This window comes from Deefgea rivuli DSM 18356 (genome assembly GCF_000620145.1).
In the GTDB taxonomy this organism is placed as follows: Bacteria; Pseudomonadota; Gammaproteobacteria; order Burkholderiales; family Chitinibacteraceae; genus Deefgea; species Deefgea rivuli.
In genome coordinates this window covers 234,222-250,294 of sequence record NZ_KK211083.1, presented here as the reverse complement: position 1 = coordinate 250,294, position 16,073 = coordinate 234,222, and the positions used below count along the sequence as shown (strand labels likewise).

The 16,073-nt window shown below is 51.3% G+C and carries 15 protein-coding genes; 2 read left to right on the top strand and 13 right to left on the bottom strand.

The features are described 5' to 3' along the window. Window positions 1-20 precede the first annotated feature (20 nt). Window positions 21-971 (top strand): septal ring lytic transglycosylase RlpA family protein, encoded by a 951-nt coding sequence (locus tag Q320_RS0116155; protein WP_156939093.1) that lies wholly within the window; start codon window positions 21-23, stop codon window positions 969-971. Window positions 972-1,016: 45 nt separating this feature from the next. Here the strand turns inward: Q320_RS0116155 and Q320_RS20295 are convergent, their stop codons facing one another. Continuing rightward, window positions 1,017-3,830: an EAL domain-containing protein gene (locus Q320_RS20295; protein ID WP_051534838.1), complete on the bottom strand. Its 2,814-nt coding sequence runs from the start codon at window positions 3,828-3,830 to the stop codon at window positions 1,017-1,019. Between the two features lie 84 nt (window positions 3,831-3,914). Continuing rightward, complete coding sequence (gene argA / locus Q320_RS0116145) at window positions 3,915-5,225, bottom strand: amino-acid N-acetyltransferase (protein WP_027469855.1); 1,311 nt, start codon at window positions 5,223-5,225, stop codon at window positions 3,915-3,917. A gap of 255 nt (window positions 5,226-5,480) precedes the next feature. On the opposite strand from argA, the gene Q320_RS0116135 reads away from it, so the two are divergent. Continuing rightward, the gene (locus Q320_RS0116135; RefSeq protein WP_027469854.1) at window positions 5,481-5,990 is read left to right on the top strand and encodes an acyloxyacyl hydrolase; all 510 of its coding nucleotides are present in this window, start codon (window positions 5,481-5,483) and stop codon (window positions 5,988-5,990) included. 6 nt (window positions 5,991-5,996) lie between these two features. Here Q320_RS0116135 and wbaP read toward each other — a convergent pair whose 3' ends face one another. From wbaP to Q320_RS0116075, 11 genes are all read right to left on the bottom strand, one after another. Then, complete coding sequence (wbaP, locus tag Q320_RS0116130) at window positions 5,997-7,457, bottom strand: undecaprenyl-phosphate galactose phosphotransferase WbaP (RefSeq protein ID WP_051534837.1); 1,461 nt, start codon at window positions 7,455-7,457, stop codon at window positions 5,997-5,999. After that, window positions 7,457-8,572, bottom strand: a complete 1,116-nt coding sequence (locus Q320_RS0116125; RefSeq protein ID WP_027469852.1) for a glycosyltransferase — start codon at window positions 8,570-8,572, stop codon at window positions 7,457-7,459. Before Q320_RS0116125 ends, wbaP begins: the two co-directional genes overlap by 1 nt. A 111-nt stretch (window positions 8,573-8,683) precedes the next feature. Then, on the bottom strand, window positions 8,684-9,139 hold the full coding sequence (locus Q320_RS0116115; protein ID WP_027469851.1) for an REP-associated tyrosine transposase: 456 nt from the start codon (window positions 9,137-9,139) through the stop codon (window positions 8,684-8,686). A gap of 2 nt (window positions 9,140-9,141) precedes the next feature. Further along, on the bottom strand, window positions 9,142-9,972 hold the full coding sequence (locus tag Q320_RS0116110) for a glycosyltransferase (RefSeq protein ID WP_035854026.1): 831 nt from the start codon (window positions 9,970-9,972) through the stop codon (window positions 9,142-9,144). Continuing rightward, window positions 9,972-10,481 (bottom strand): GNAT family N-acetyltransferase, encoded by a 510-nt coding sequence (locus tag Q320_RS0116105; protein ID WP_027469849.1) that lies wholly within the window; start codon window positions 10,479-10,481, stop codon window positions 9,972-9,974. The genes Q320_RS0116110 and Q320_RS0116105 overlap by 1 nt, the downstream gene beginning before the upstream one ends. Next, the gene (locus Q320_RS0116100) at window positions 10,472-11,278 is read right to left on the bottom strand and encodes a glycosyltransferase (RefSeq protein WP_027469848.1); all 807 of its coding nucleotides are present in this window, start codon (window positions 11,276-11,278) and stop codon (window positions 10,472-10,474) included. Before Q320_RS0116100 ends, Q320_RS0116105 begins: the two co-directional genes overlap by 10 nt. Before the next feature lie 132 nt (window positions 11,279-11,410). After that, window positions 11,411-12,040, bottom strand: a complete 630-nt coding sequence (locus tag Q320_RS20290; protein WP_051534836.1) for a VOC family protein — start codon at window positions 12,038-12,040, stop codon at window positions 11,411-11,413. Then, window positions 12,033-13,130, bottom strand: a complete 1,098-nt coding sequence (locus Q320_RS0116090) for a glycosyltransferase (protein WP_027469847.1) — start codon at window positions 13,128-13,130, stop codon at window positions 12,033-12,035. The genes Q320_RS20290 and Q320_RS0116090 overlap by 8 nt, the downstream gene beginning before the upstream one ends. Continuing rightward, the gene (locus tag Q320_RS0116085; RefSeq protein WP_027469846.1) at window positions 13,127-13,609 is read right to left on the bottom strand and encodes a GNAT family N-acetyltransferase; all 483 of its coding nucleotides are present in this window, start codon (window positions 13,607-13,609) and stop codon (window positions 13,127-13,129) included. The genes Q320_RS0116090 and Q320_RS0116085 overlap by 4 nt, the downstream gene beginning before the upstream one ends. Then, entirely contained in the window at window positions 13,606-14,607 is a 1,002-nt protein-coding gene (locus Q320_RS21080; protein WP_051534835.1) for a glycosyltransferase family 2 protein, read from the bottom strand. Before Q320_RS21080 ends, Q320_RS0116085 begins: the two co-directional genes overlap by 4 nt. Then, window positions 14,604-15,899: an oligosaccharide flippase family protein gene (locus tag Q320_RS0116075; RefSeq protein WP_169734469.1), complete on the bottom strand. Its 1,296-nt coding sequence runs from the start codon at window positions 15,897-15,899 to the stop codon at window positions 14,604-14,606. The genes Q320_RS21080 and Q320_RS0116075 overlap by 4 nt, the downstream gene beginning before the upstream one ends. Window positions 15,900-16,073: the final 174 nt, after the last annotated feature.

Sequence of the window (16,073 nt, the reverse complement as noted above, 5' to 3'; positions counted from 1 at the left end):
TTACTTCTGTGGGCATAAAAATGAAGCCAACTAAACTAGGTATATCACTGTGCGCATTACTAATCGCTGCTTGCAGCACAACACCTAAGCCCAGTATACCTAGCAAACCGACTGTATCGCCCGTACCGACACCAAGCCCAGTGATCGGCGGCAAGCCATCCGCTTATACTTGCAGCTACACAGCGAAATCGGGTGGCGGTGCATTTTATAAAGATGATGGCCCAATGGCCGATTTTCCCGCCAATATGGATCAAGCCTTAGAACCAACACCGCGCTGGGAACCGCTGCATAAATGGGCGAATCGCCCATATACCGTGCTGGGTCTATCATTTACACCGCAGCCGCTAAATGGCCCTGAGCAAGGCATGGCGAGCTGGTATGGCCGCAAGTTTCATGGCCAGAAAACCAGTATCGGCGAAACCTACGATATGTTTCAAATGACCGCCGCGCATCCTACTTTGCCGATTCCAAGCTATGCACGCGTGACCAATGTAAAAAATGGCCGCAGCGTGATTGTTCGCGTCAATGATCGAGGTCCGTTTCACAAAGGCCGCGTGATGGATTTATCTTTTCTGGCCGCTTGCCGCTTAGGCTACGCCAATAATGGCAGCGCTGAAGTCATCGTCGAAAGCCTGCAAGCAGGCGATACACCGAAGGACATGCTGGCCGTTGCACCGCAGCCTGTGCGTACTCCAGTAGCAGTCAGCAGCGCACCCCGCCCGATTCCGGTCGCAGAGAGCAATGGTGTCGTGTATGTGCAATTAGGCGCTTTTGCTTCGCAAAGCAATGCCGAGAATTTCAGAGCGCACGTAGCGCGTGAATTGGATAATGATGCCAATAAACTGAGTATTCAAAGCAATAACAATCTATACCGCGTCCGCTTAGGGCCGTTTGCCAGTCGGAATGATGCTTTGCAAGTGATTAGCCGAGTGACTGGCGATAACAATATCAAAGCGGTGATCGCTCAGTAGGGTATTGCCATCTATGGATTACTAAACAATACTTAGGTGGCAATACTACTTTAATCCTGGGTGATCTTTTTGCGGTTTATCTAGCCAATAACCTTGCACTTGATCCACACCAAATTCAACCAGCATATTAAAAATCGTTTCACTTTCGACAAACTCGGCAATCGTCGTTTTGCCCATATCGTGCGCGATACTGACCATGCCGCGCACGAAAATCTGGCTGTCTCTATCATTCGGCAAATCGCGAATAAACAGGCCGTCGATTTTCAATACATCGGCTTTGAGCTGTTTCAAATAAGCAAACGACGCAAAACCCACGCCAAAGTCATCCAAACACACCACGCAACCCGTTGAGCGCAATGCATCAATAAAGCGCTGTGCATCGGATAAATCTGACACCGCCGAGGTTTCAGTCAACTCGACCAATAGCCGTTTTGGATTCACTTTGTAGTGCTCCAGCAGGCTGGCGATATACAGCGGCAACTCAGGCTCATCAAACGAGCGCCCCGAAACATTGACTGCAATCGATGGGCAATCAGGGTAATGAGCAAGCAAGCGAATCACTTCTTTAATCACCCAGCGATCCAGATCGACGATTTTGCCCGTTTTTTCGGCATGCGGAATAAACTGCCCCGGCATAATAATGCCGCCCGGACTATCCGCATCTTTCATCCGAACCAGCGCTTCTAAATGCGCGAGGCTGCGATCTGTCGTGTGGTAAATCCCTTGGTAATGCAGCTCGAAACCATCATTCTCCAGCGCATCAACAATCCGCTCTTTCCACGACAGGCGATTCAACTCGCTGCGCGAATGATCCGAATCAGGGCGGTACACGCGCCACGTGCCTTTGCCGGCCGCTTTGGCCTGATACATCGCCGTATCGGCATGGGCGACCAATTGATCCGGCGAATTGGCGTGCAAGGGATAAATCGCGACACCCACCGAGGTCGAAGGCCGCATTAAATGATTACCCGCAACAAACTGCGTTTGCATCACGGTTTGCACAATCCGATCAGCGAGTTTACTAACTTCAAACTCATCGCATTCAGGCAGCAGTACCGCAAACTCATCGCCGCCCAAGCGGGCAAACACTTCATGTAAGCGCACTTGCTTGCTGATCTCACGCGCGATGCTTTTGAGTAATTCATCGCCGACGGTATGGCCAAAACTATCGTTGACCAACTTAAACTCATCCAAATCAAAAAACACCAAAGCCATCGTCGTTTGCCGACGATCCGCTTCAGACACCATGCGATTGAGTTCTTGCTGGAAACGATGGCGGTTAAATAAGCCCGTCAACGCATCGCGCTCGGCCAAACTCACCATGCGCTCGGCAATCTGCCGTTGCTGCGTCACATCTTCGTAAACCCACATACGGCCATTGGTTTCGCCTTGCGGGTCGGTCACGCGATAGCAGCTTTGCAAAATAACGCGATTGTCATTCAGCGTCACTTCACCAAAATCAACGCGCTCTTCCAGCGACGCCAATTCTTCCAAGTAATACGACAGCACATCGCCTTTCGCTGGGCGATTATCCGCCAACTGCAAAATCTGCCCAATCGGGCGACCAATCATCATTTTCTGCGAAGACAAACCCCACATTTCGCAAAATGCGGGGTTAAAAAACACAATCCGATTGTCATTATCAACAAACAACACCCCAAATCGCATCGCTGCCAACAAAGCCAGCATGCGCGCTCGCTCGGATTCAGCGTGCTGTAAATAGCTTTGGCCCAAGGATTGAATTTGGCGCAATTCAATCACCGATTTACGCAATGCCAAACGCTCGTCTTTAATTTCGGAATTATCGCGAATGCTCAGCCGCAAACCTTGATAGCTGTGATTCACATCAAGCATGGGCTGCCAGCTCGCCGCGGCCCAAAATAGGCTGCCGTCACGGCGCATCGCACGAAATTCGTAATCTTGCTCGGACGATTGCTGCTGTAATGCAATGCGAAAAGTTTCTTCAACGCGCAAACGCTCTTCGGGCGTGGCAATCGTTAATGGAAAATCGGGCAGCAGCAGACATTCATTGACCGAATAGCCCGTCACACGCACGACGGACGCATTCGCCCAAACCAGCCGCCCTTCTGGATTAAGCCACAGCTCGGCGCTATTAGATGAGTCGGCAATCGCCTGATATTTTGCCTCACTCTGATTGAGTGCCAAAATATACGATTTAATCGTTCTGGCCATCTCATTAAAACGCCGCGAAATTTTAGCGATTTCGTCTGAACCAGCCGGAACCTCAATCGGTTCAAAATAGCCGGTCAAGGACGTTTCGGTGGCTTCAATCACACGATATAAATGTCGAGAAATCCACAATCCGGCATAGATTAACAAGGCCGCTGAAAGCAAAAATCCGGCCAGTAAAATAAGGCCATTTTGCCAAATCAAGCGCTCAAACCCGCTCCGTAACACATCTGCTGACACGCCAAAACGCAACTCACCCAATTGCTCACCGCCAAACTCCAACGGCGTACGCGCATGCATCACGCGACCTGCCGCCATAGCGGATTCAAAACTCACATCACTTGGAGGTAATTTTTTTGAAACATCCCAACCGCGTGCGGCAATCACTTGCTGATGCGCGTCGAGCAGCACCAGATAATCAATACCATCGGCCGCCTGCAAGCTATCGAGCAAATCAGCCGCTTTAACGCGATTGCCGGCCACCATGGCGGGCATAAAAGAGGATTTAAGTAGCCGAGACAAAGCCTGAACGTGCAGCTCGGTTTCCTGCTGCGCCATTTCAGCCCAAATGCGATGCGCATTAAAAGCCAAAGCAGCCAGCAGCAGCACTTGCAGCGCAACGCTGATCGCAATAAAACGCGAACGAGGGGAGAAGGAAAATAAGGACATGACAGAGCTTACTATCTCTTAAAATCCAGCATTAGAAAAACACACGGGCTGTCGCATTAAACGCGACACCGCCACCCAGATCTATTAACGCTGCAATAGCTTAATAAATACTTTAGAGCGCCGCTGATAGTTATACAGCTCTTTTTTCTCCATCGGCAAATCCTCAACCGACGCTTGCTTAAAACCGCGTTCGACAAACCAATGGCTGGTTCGCGTCGTCAGTGCGAAGAGTTTTTCGATGCCCAAACCACGCGCTTGTTGCTCGACGTGGCGCAACAAATCAGCACCACGATCTTCATCGCGATAATCGGGATGAATCACCAAGCACGCTAATTCAGCCATTTTACTATTCGGGAACGGATGAATCGCGACAATACCGATGGTTTTACCATCATGCTCCAGCACCGAATAACGATGCACTTCGCGCTCTAACAATTCACGGCCACGTTTCACCAGTACGCCTTGATCTTCCAGCGGCTCAATCAGCGCCAACATTCGGCCAATGTCGTCAATCGTTGCTTGGCGCAAGGTTTCGAGCGGCTCGCGCGACACCATCGTGCCGATACCATCATGCGTAAATAGCTCCATCAACAAGCTACCGTCGACATTATTACTAATCAAATGCGCCCGCTGTACGCCATTACGCACCGCACGCACCGCACAGGGCAAGTAAAGTGACACATCATCGTTGGCATCGGGATGCGCTGCCAAAAACTGCTCAGCTTCCGATGCCGTCAGCTCGGTTTGCAACTCGCCAGCATCGTTAACGACGCCCGATTGGCCAAACAAAAACAGTAATTTATCGGCTTTGAGCGCTGTAGCCGTCGTCGTCGCCACGTCTTCCAAAGTCAGATTAAAAATTTCACCGGTTGGCGAATAGCCAATCGTCGAGATCAACACCAGCTCGCCATCATCCATGCGGTAATTAATCGCCGTCGTATCGACTTTGCGCACTTCGCCGGTGTATTGCAGATCGACGCCATCGCGCACGCCCATCGGCTGCGCGGTAATAAAATTACCTGCCGAAACGCGAATATCGGCATTCGCCATCGGAGAATTTGGCAAACCCATCGACAGCCACGATTCAATCTCAACGCGCACATGCCCCGCCGCTTGAATCACGCATTCCAGTGTCGGCAAGTCGGTGACGCGAATCCCATTCAGGTAGCGCCCTTCAATACCACGCTCGGCAATCCGTGCCTCAATTTGAGGCCGCGCGCCGTGTACCACAATCAGCCGCACACCCAAGCTGGTCAGCAAATTAATGTCGTGCGTCAGCGTCGCAAACTTACCATCACGCACCACTTCGCCACCGAGTGCAATCACGAAAGTACGGCCACGAAAGGCATGAATATACGGCGCAGCTTGGCGGAACCATTGAACAAAATCTTGCATCTGAGCCTCTCAAATACCCTGCACGGGTATTGGTAAGAACATTATTTATTATAAGCGATACAACCATATACCTATCATGAGCAAGGTTTGGTATTTATTTTTAATCTTCAATCTTTGGCGTCTGCGGCATTCGCTCACTAGATTGAAGATAAGTACTCAGTGTCCATGCCAACGTTTGAGAGCAGGCAATCAAAAACACGATGCTCAACAAGGCCATTTTTACTTAACGCCTCATCCACTTGCATGAGAGCCGCCATGAAACTCATCTACAGCACATTTTTGTTCCTCGCCTGCAGCGCCAGCATAGCTAATGCCGCAGAAATCGCCCTCGGCCTAGGCGCAATCGCTCGCCCCAGCAGCGGTGGCGCACTGCTACGTATTGAAGGCCGCACGCCGATACCCGACGAATGGCTTACAGCCATCAGCGACAATCTACACGGCTACTGGCAAGCCAACGGCAATGCTTGGCATAACGATGATGGTAGCCATTTTGCTGTCGGCGCTGGAGTCGGCGCGCAATACAGCGTGAACGAGCGCTGGAAAATCGAATTCGCTTGGGGCGGCGTAGTGCTTAACGACCGCAACATCACGACAGAACACGATCTAGGCAGCGATTTCAACTTTGAAACCAGCATCGGCGTGCAATACCACTGGCAAGACCATCACAGCTTGCGCCTCAATGTTTATCACTGGTCCAACGCTGGCCTTGCCGAACAAAATCCCGGCTGCGAAATCATTATCGCCGCTTACCAATTCAAATTTTAATCCGCGTTAGTAAGCACCATGCCCGCTCACCACGGTTTTAATCGTTTTGCAGACAATCGCAATGTCGTACCATAAATTCCAATTCTTTACATACCAAGCATCCAGCGCTACGCGCTCAGCATAACTGGTGTCATTGCGACCCGATACCTGCCACAAACCCGTAAGCCCCGGCCGCGCTTCCAGATAAAAATCGACTTTATCGCCGTAGCGTTCCAGCTCCGCATCAATAATGGGTCGTGGCCCTACCAACGACATCTCAGCACAAATCACATTCCATAATTGCGGGATTTCATCGAGGCTGGTCTTGCGTAAAAACGCGCCAATTTTGGTAATACGTGGGTCGTTTTTAAGCTTGAAATCAGTATCCCATTCAACCCGCGCTTGTGGGTCAGTCGCCAGCAAGTGATCAAGCACCTCTTGCGAATTGTGCACCATGGTTCTGAATTTCCAGCACTTAAACGGCACGCCATTCATGCCGACACGAACATGGCCAAAGAAAATCGCGCCCGGGCCGCCTTCCTGTTTAATTCGCCACATCACGTAAGTCAGCAATGGGCTGAGCACCAGCAGACCGCAAATCGCACCGAACAAATCAAAAGCGCGCTTGAGTAAAATCAGTGGTTTTACCAGCAGATTATTACGTACGCGCAGCAGCAAAACTTCGTGGCTGAAAAAGTGATGCGGCACGACGCCAAACAACGGTAAACCCGCAATCGGCGGAATAATGTGCAGGTCTTTATATCGAAGGGAAAGCTGCTCAATCTGATTTTCCAATTGGCGCAATTCATCCTCATTCACCGCAATGACCACATGTGGGCGACCATTCGCGGTCAACCATGCCAACAATTCTTCACGCGGCAAACGCACCACCGGCAACACATCGCCATTAATCAATAATTCGGCTGGCGCATCCTGATCGACCGACAAAAACGCCTGCACTTCAAAGCCCAATTGCCGCTCGCTATACATCGCACGATACGCTTCAACCGCATTCACACCGGCACCAATAATCACCGTTGGCAATTGCCAAATGCGCTTTCTGAGCAGAACGTCGCGCATCATGCTGCGAAAATACGGCAACAGCAGCAAAGCCATACCCCAGGATACCGGCCACAAGAAACGCGATACGGTAAATTTACCCAGCAGCACCAGCATGCCATTGAGCAATGCCGCCAGCAGCAGGGCGCGCAGCACTTCGAGCAATTCATCCCAAAACGGCAGGCGCAAACTGTAATGCCCGCGCCACCAAAAGTTAATCACCGTAATCAGCGACAAACCCAAAAATGCCAAACCCTGTTGCCGTCCTTCCCAAGCCCACCACAGCTCAAAACTCGCCGAAATTCGGTCATAGCGAAAAATCCACAGCAGCAACATCGCTATACCGAACGACAGCGCCAGCGCTGAAAAATCAGCCAAAGCCAGCCACGATTTGGCTCGCTCGGCTTGTAAATGTTTTTCTTGCTTCATTATTTTTCGCCCAGCTCGCTAGCAGGCTTTAAGCCATACGCCGCATACAAAGTTGTCATCATTTGATCGAGTGAATAAAACTCGCGCGCAAACGCGCGCGCTTGTTGACCCAGTTTGGCGCGCAAATCGGCGTCATCAATCAGCGCTTTTAAGTGCGTCACAAACTCATCGGGCGTTTGCGCCAAGTAGCCATTCTCGCCTTCTTGCACCAAATCTCGATTACCCACCACATTGGTCGCCACCACCGGCAAACCTGCCGCCATGGCTTCAATCACCGCCACTGGTAAACCTTCCCAGCGGCTGGTTTGAATATAAATATCCAGCGTCGCCAGCTGCGCCAACGCTACGCTGCGATCACACCAGCCGCTCACCACAACATTCGCAGCTTTCAATGCCGCTTCGCCGCTTTCATCACCGCCGCCAACCCACACAAACTCGAGGTTATCGTCTGCCATTTTAACGGCAACTTCGGCGAAAAACTCAGGATTACGCGCTAAACACACGCGACCTACCGTGCCAATCCGCAATTTTCGCCCTGCCGCAGGCAAGCTCAATGCCGGTGGAATCGCAGCTAAATCGACCGCATTATTCACGACGACGACATTGCTGGATAAATGTGACCGGATTTCTTCGCCTTCAGATGGTGAACACGCAATAAACGTCACTGGCACGCCAGCGAGTAATTTTTCAATCGCTAAAAATACGCTATTTTTGAGCCGACCTTCAGCGCGCTGCAAAAACGACAAGCCATGCGGCGAAAAAAACCAGCGCGGCCCGTCCGATTTACCCGCCCAAGCCAAGCTCACCAAACGCCCCACTGCCCCAGCTTTACTCGAATGCAAATGCACGACATCGGGCGACAGTTCTTTAATCCATTTCAGCAAGGCGCGGCCAGTGCGAAAATCATTCAGCGGATGGATCGCGCGCTGCATCGGCAAATGGATGCACTGCACGGCCTCCGCAAACAGCGCGCGCCAATTTTCCGGCGTTTCCTCACGCACCGAATGAATCACAGTGACGGAATGCCCATCTTGCGACTGGCGGTTCGCCATCGCCGACACCATAGACAGCGTGCCCGCACCAAACGATTCGACTACGTGGATAATTAAAGCCATTGTTCACCTGTGGGAGCGGGCTTGCCCGCGAATGCTCTGCTCATTAGATCGCTTTCGTGGACAAGCCCACTCCCACGAAAAGCCTTTTTCTTAACAACTTCTTGCATTAATTCATAGCCAACACGCATCCCAATAAGAGTAACTACCCACTTTCTGCACCAAGCCAGCGCGAACAGGATTCGCCACGATATACCGAGCAATCGCTTGCACATCTTCGTCATAGCGCACCGCGTGATCATGAAAACTAGTCTGCCAAACCGTTCGTCCCACTGTGCCAGCGTTTCGATTTAACTCAATCGCGGTGCTTGATTTTAACCGCCTAACAAGCGAATCAAGCCCCTCTTTTTGCAAAATCAACAACCAATGAAAATGATCCGGCATCACTACAAAAGCTAAGGTTTGGCTCAAGCCCAATTCATCGCAAGATTTGAATCCATTCACCACACAGCGCGCCGCATATAAATCGCTAAGAAACGGCTGCCGTTGCGAACAGATACTGGTAATCACATACGCTTGCCCGATTGCAGACATTCGCCCTTTACGCAAATCAGCGGAATGGGCTGGCATCGCTATTCGCGGGCAAGCCCGCTCCCACGGAGTTTTGTTTTGAGTTTAAACGCCAACTCATATGGCATTGCCAACAAGGCCAGTGTGCATGCGATACCAGCAATCGCCGCTGGGCTGCCATCGAAGTATTTGCGCTGTACAAGCAGCCGTGATTTGAGCTGCGTTTTGCGCTTACCCAGCGAAATACCGTTCGGATCAAGTTCATACTTAATCAATACATCGGGCAGATTGGCGACTTTGAATTGCCGCGCCATCGCCCAAAATAGCGCGTAATCTTCGGCGGCTGGAAAGTCCAAAGGATACATCCCTACTGTATCGGCCGCTGACAATTTAAACATCACGCTGGGATGGATATACGCCGAGTTTTTCTTCATGGCCTGCAAAATATCCGCTTGCGCAGTTGGGTGCCGCAACACAAATTGCTCAACGCCATTTTGATCGACAAAACTCGCCGCACCGCCCAACAATACTACATCAGGGTATTGCTCTAGAAACGCCATTTGACGAGCGATACGGTCAGATACATTCTCATCACCACAATCGAGCCGCGCGATCCACTCGTAGCCACGCGATTTCGCCCACGCTAAACCTGCATTGAGCGCGCCTTCGATGCCTTTATTTTGCGGCAAATTCAACACGCGCAAAGTGCCGCAGCCACGGAACGCTGCATTCGCAGCCGCCATCTCAATCGGCGCACGCACGCTACCATCGTCCACGACCAACACATCACACGGCTCATCACGACCGATGCTCACCAGCGATTTCACCAAGGCTTCAGGATTGTTGTAGTGCGGAATAAGCAGTAAAACCGAATGCTGTACGGGCTGATCCATCAAGCCTCCATCGCCAAAAACGCAGCATGATAATCGATGCGGCCTTGCGGCTTGGCATCAGCAAAGGCCAGACCCATCACGTATTCATCAGGAATACCCGGAGAAACCAGCCCTTCATGCCGTGCAAAACCAAAGCGACTGTAGTACGCGGGATCGCCAACAATGACACAGCCTTTCGCGCCCAATTGCTGCAATTGATGCAACGCGGCGCGCATCAACGCTTGGCCGATGCCTTGCTTTTGCTCAGCTGGCGATACCGCAACCGGTGCAATACAATACCAGCCGTCTTCAACGCCATTGAGCTGAATGAGTGAGGCGTACACCGCGCCACACAACGCACCATCTTTCTTTGCCAGCAAGGCCACAGCACATGCACCCGCGACACGCAAAGCGTTCACCAATTTATATTCCTGATTATTACTATGCGGATGATTGGCAAACGCCTGCAACATCAAATTCTCGACGGCTTCAACGTCGGCGGCTTGCTCTACTTGAATGCTTAATTCCATTTGCCGACCCCTAAAAGACGTTTAATTTTGCGTGTGAATGACACTGGCAATGCGAATGATGCCGCCGCCTTGCCGATATTGAGCAGCGACCGTGGCCGCCAATCAAAGTAGCGCGCGAGGATTTTGATGCGCATTGCTTGCTGCTGGCGACGGCGGCTCAGCGAAATGCCGCTGTCGTTGTATTCACTTTTGGTCAGAACATCGGCTAAATTCGCCGTTTGGTAGCGATCAACAAACTTCCAAAAATAAGCAAAATCTTCGGCGGCAATACAATCCATTGGATACAGACCGATTTCGCGCACGCCAGCGGTACGGAACATTACGCTCGGGTGCGTAAACGCGTTGTCTTTGTGCATTTGCTGCACGATCTCAGCATGCGTTTGCGGCTGGTTCAAGGTAAAGCGATCACCCGACGCATCAAAAAAAGTCACTGCGCTGCCGAGCAAATAAACCTCGGGGTATTGGTCCAGAAAGCTGATTTGGCGAGCGATACGGTCAGATACACACAGATCATCACAATCGAGCCGCGCCACAAATTCGTAATCTGCCGCCAGAATCGCTTCCAGCCCCGTATTGAGCGCGTACTCAATGCCGCAATTGTGCGGCAAATAATAAAATTTCAAATCGCCTTTCGCGCGCCATGCGGCGCGGCACAGCGCTTCGTCGAGCGGAGCGCGCACGCTGCCATCGTCAACAATCACCGCATCAACGCACTCATCCACACCGACCGATGCGAGCGATGTCGCAAGGCCTTGCGGATTATTAAAATGGGGGATTAACAATGCAGCGCGATTCATGGCAGTCTTTATAAAGTGACCGCTTATTTTAACGGTTTCTAGCGGGATTGCGCGATTGTGGGCGTAACAAGATGTCGAAAGGTTTGAGCGCGGTGCAGAGCTTCAAATCCAATTTATGTTTAAAGATTATTCCTAGTAGTAAATCGTCAACGGCAAGCTTGATAACGCCACACTACGTTGCGCATAGCCGTTTAATCGCAAAGTCATTTGTTCAGAGGAATGATTTTCCAATTGCATTTTTACTGGCCAATGTGCGGTCTCAATGAACACTGGTGAGGCTAGCTGCAGTTGAATTAATTCAGTCGCCAGCCGGTTCAATGGTGCATCAGGCATTGAGTGAATCGGCGGGCGAGCAAATGATAAATAGAACATCATCGCTTGCGTGATCGGCTGCTTTGCCAGCCAAATCGAATACGTATCTGGGAAATACGCGGGCCGATAATCAAAGCCTGCAAATGGTTTTTGTTCAGAAAACTGCGGCTGCGATGGGCGAAAACAAAGACCAAATGACGATGCCCCGCGCTGGCGTTGCGACCAACGCTCCCACAATTGCGTTGGCGCAGTGCGGCTAGAGCGTGCCTCGACTTCGTCGTGTACCCACAAAAATTCCAGATAGACGTCCTGAAAGAAAAACACACGATTGCTCGTTCCCTGCCCGCGATGCGAGCCGCCTCGCCCCTCAATCAACCCAACCGCGACGAGTTCATCCGCCTCTGGCGCACCTGGCTCGCATAGAACAAAAATGTGGTCGAGTTCAAACATCGCCCGCATCCTCAAGCAAGGCCACCCAACGCTCAATCAGTGCGGCTTGCGAATAGTGCTCGGCGCGCTGTTTTAGCCATACGCTTAATTCTGCCGCATGCGTTTGCTGCGCAATGATTAAGTTGGCGAGTGCATCTCCGCTGGCTTCATCCACAACAAACTCATCGCGGCGCTCAGCGAATAACTCATATACTCCACCAGCGTTTGTGCTTGCAAGCAATACACCTATTGGCATAGCCTCCAATACAACCAAAGGACAACCTTCAAAACTAGAAGTTAAAAGCAAGACATCGGCTTCTCCGAGGTAGCTGCTGACGTTTTCTTGCCGACCTGCAAAGGTGATTTGTTCGCTCAGGCCGCGTTGTTCGACCTCTTTCTTTAGCCAATCTTCCAAAGGGCCATCGCCGACGATGGTCAGATAGGCTGCGACCTTTTTAGCATTCAGCGCAGCCAGCGTATCCAGCCAGAGATGCGGCTGTTTTTCTGTTGCGATGCGGCCAATAAAAACGATGCGCAGCGGCGAATTGCTGATTCGCGGCACCGCAGTAGGAATGCTTTGCGCGGCATCGACGAAGTTGGGCAGCACTTGCCAAGCGTCTTTGGCCGAGCATTTCAACCAGCGTGCCATCGAATCTTTGGCATGATTAGAAACAAAAATCAGCTCATCCAAACGCCGATACGCAAACTGGCACGCCGCTCGATGCACCGGGTTCATTTTGGCAAATTGATCTAGCTCATAGAACGGCCCATGCACCCAGCCAATCACGCGTTTTTTGAGTCCACGCGTCGCCGCATACGCCATATACAGCGGCAGCAAAAATGTTCCAGCAATAACGACATCGTGTTCACGCGCAATACGGCGGGCGGCGCGCCAACCGGCCAACCACGTCCACGGTTTGAGTGGCTGCCACGCATTGGATAAATCAACGACTTGAACTTGGTGAATTCGCGATGTCCACAAATTGCGATGACCGCCCAGCAGCACCAGCGTCACCGCAAAGCCACGCGCGGCCAGCGCTTCGCCGACCAAGACCGCACAACGCTCAACGCCACCTAAACCTAAATCACGCAGGAAAATAGCGATTTTCATGCTGAGGCCAGTGCAAATATATAATTTTCATGCCGCTGATTGCCCATCATAAAATCAGTTTTCCCCACCTGCGACAGCCCCTGCCCTTGATAAAATTGAATCGCTTTTGCATTCGCGTGATAAACCGAAAGCCAGAATTGCGGGAAATTTTGCTTCGCCATCGCCAATAACGCCACGCCAACCCCTTTACCTTGCCAGCGTGCTTGCACATACAATTTACAAACTTCTGCGCCCCAAGGCGCAACGCAACTCGGATCAACCACGATATAACCCAGCAAAAGCTCATTTTGCACCGCAACCCAATAATCATGCTGCGCAATACTTGCTTGCACGCGTGCCACCGCAAACTCTTGCAGTACAAAATCGGCACACAAGGCACTCACGCCCTCGGTATAGGTATCGAGCCAAACTTGGATTCCCAGCGCGGCGATACTCGCAACATCTGAGGCATCGGCTCTGCGAACTTGAAAATCATTCATCGCTTTAAACGCTGCCAAACGCGGTCGCTAACTAACATCCGCAACAATTGCTTGCGCCACTTATTTTTTTCAGCAATGGGTATTGGTAGCTTGGTCTTTATTACCAAAGAATCCATTAACATACCCATAGAAATACCTTGAGTTCGCTGCAAAGTATCCAGCCACACTTCGCCCAAGGCAGCACGGCTTTCTGGCCAGAGCTGCGCCAATTGCAGATAAATCGTAAACAGGCTGCGGCACTCGATGACGGTCAAGATTCGCCCCGGTTCAGCCAGTTCGGCAAATTCGCTAGCGACGGGTTGCAAGGGCAAAGGTAGCGCATGGCTTGCGTAATCCAGACGGATTTTCTGCGCGGTGGCGCGCAATTGCTCTTTTTTCGACTGCGTAATTTGCCCTGCATGGCAGCGATACTCCAGCAACACTTCAGCGACGCCAGTAAAGATCGCCCCGTTTTTCGCGAGGCGACACCACAGCGCATAATCTTCCGCATGCAGCGCCGCTGCGTCGTAGCCTTGATCTTTCACTAAGCTCGCGCGTAGCATGACGGTGGGATGCGCCAACGTTGAATTGAACAATAATCCCGCTTTAATCGCCCCATCGCTACTTTGCGTTTGCCAAACACCTGAACGATCACCGATAAAACGCACCCACGCGCCGCACACATCCGCGCCGGTTTCTATGAGGCGGGCGAGTTGCTTATCTAGGCGATCCGGCGTGCAAATATCATCCGCATCAATCCGCGCCAACCATTCACCGCGCGCAACGGCTATCGCTTCATTCAATGTCGAAATCAATCCGCGATTTTCGCGGCTAATGACGATAAAGCGCGGATCGCGCGCGGCGGCGGCTTGTAAAATATCTAAAGTGCCATCCGTCGAGCCATCATCAATGGTGATACATTCCCAGTGGGTATAGCTCTGTGCGCAAATAGAATCCAATGTTTGCTGTAGATACGCTTCAGAGTTAAAGCAGGGCAATAAGAAGGAAACTAAAGTCATAGGTGATTTCCACTTTTTTCACTGGAACGCGCTTCGCGGAAAATCTGCTGCGCTCGCCACCAAAATGCCAATACGATGAATAATTCTACGCTCAACACACTTTGCGCCGCACGCACGCCTGCATGGCTTGAGCCCGGCACCCACCAACACATTAACGCAATATTCAGTACGCCCGCCGCAACCAAAATGCGCGCAAAGTAGCGCTCGAAACCAAATACCAACAGTGTTTGCTGGCCATACACTACCGACAATGCACCCAGCACAATCACCGGCGACAACCAAAACATGACGTCCTGCGAGTTGCTCAACGCTAGAAAAGCGCGCGATACGGAAAAATCAGCACCAAACCATGCGACGCTCAACGGTGTAAACAAAGGTAAAGCCAGCGCCAAAGCGAGTGTCATCGCCAAGCCCACTGCGCCTTGAATATAAAATGCTTTATGAATTAAACGAATCGCCGCAGGCTTATCAGTCACCGCCAATTGTGCAATCCGTGGGTACATCGCTTGCACCAAAGGGCCGATCAGGCCTTGGGCGATATACACCAGCTTATAAGCCGCAGCAAACAAACCCACTTGCAGCGGCGCGGCAAACAGGCCGAGCAAGACCGTGGTGGACGTTGTATACAAGCTGGTCGAAATCGCCGACAGAAAAAACGGCGAACTGGCTTTAAGCGCGGCTTTCAGCTCGGAAAACTGGATTTTTACCCATTCTGGTTTGGCAACACCCCAACCGGTAAACCACCACAGTAATCCAGCCAGAATTTGCGGTGTTGCCTGTAAAATCACGGCCAGCGCCACGTCGTCTGGGCCGCTAATCCACAGCAGCAAAAAGCCCAGCGTCAACGCGCGCGCCAAAACCATTAGCCCTGAGGCGAGCTGAAGTTTTTCAAAACCTTGGAAATACCAGATCGGGAATAACACCGAGCTCAGAATATAGAGCTGGCTCCACAAAAACACATTCGCGTGTTCTTGCCAGCTACCCAGCGTGAAAGTCAGCACCAGCAAAATCAGACTGGAAGCCACCATCAGTAGCGTTTTTGCCCAAGTTACACGCCAGAAAATCCGCGCCGCCGCCTTGGGGTCGTCGCGCACTTGCGCCACATCGCGCACCGCCGATAAATTAAAACCAAAATCCGTCAGCAACACACCGTATTGAATGGCGGCAAAGGCGTAATTCATCACGCCAAAGCCCTCTGTACCCAACTGAACCAGCAAAAAAGGGAAAGTTACGAATGAAACAACGTAATTGAGCCCTTGCACCAAGTACAAGGCAAAAATATTAGAACGCAAACGCGCATCAAACACACAAATCCCTCAGCCACAGCGGCAACAATCTGGCCATTTTACGCGCTCAATAAAAAAACGCTGTAACACAGTGTTTACAGCGTTTGTATCATCGATTTGCCAGCAGCGGCGATGGTTCAACAAAGTAAAAATTTATTGGTATATCAATGCAAGCATTAT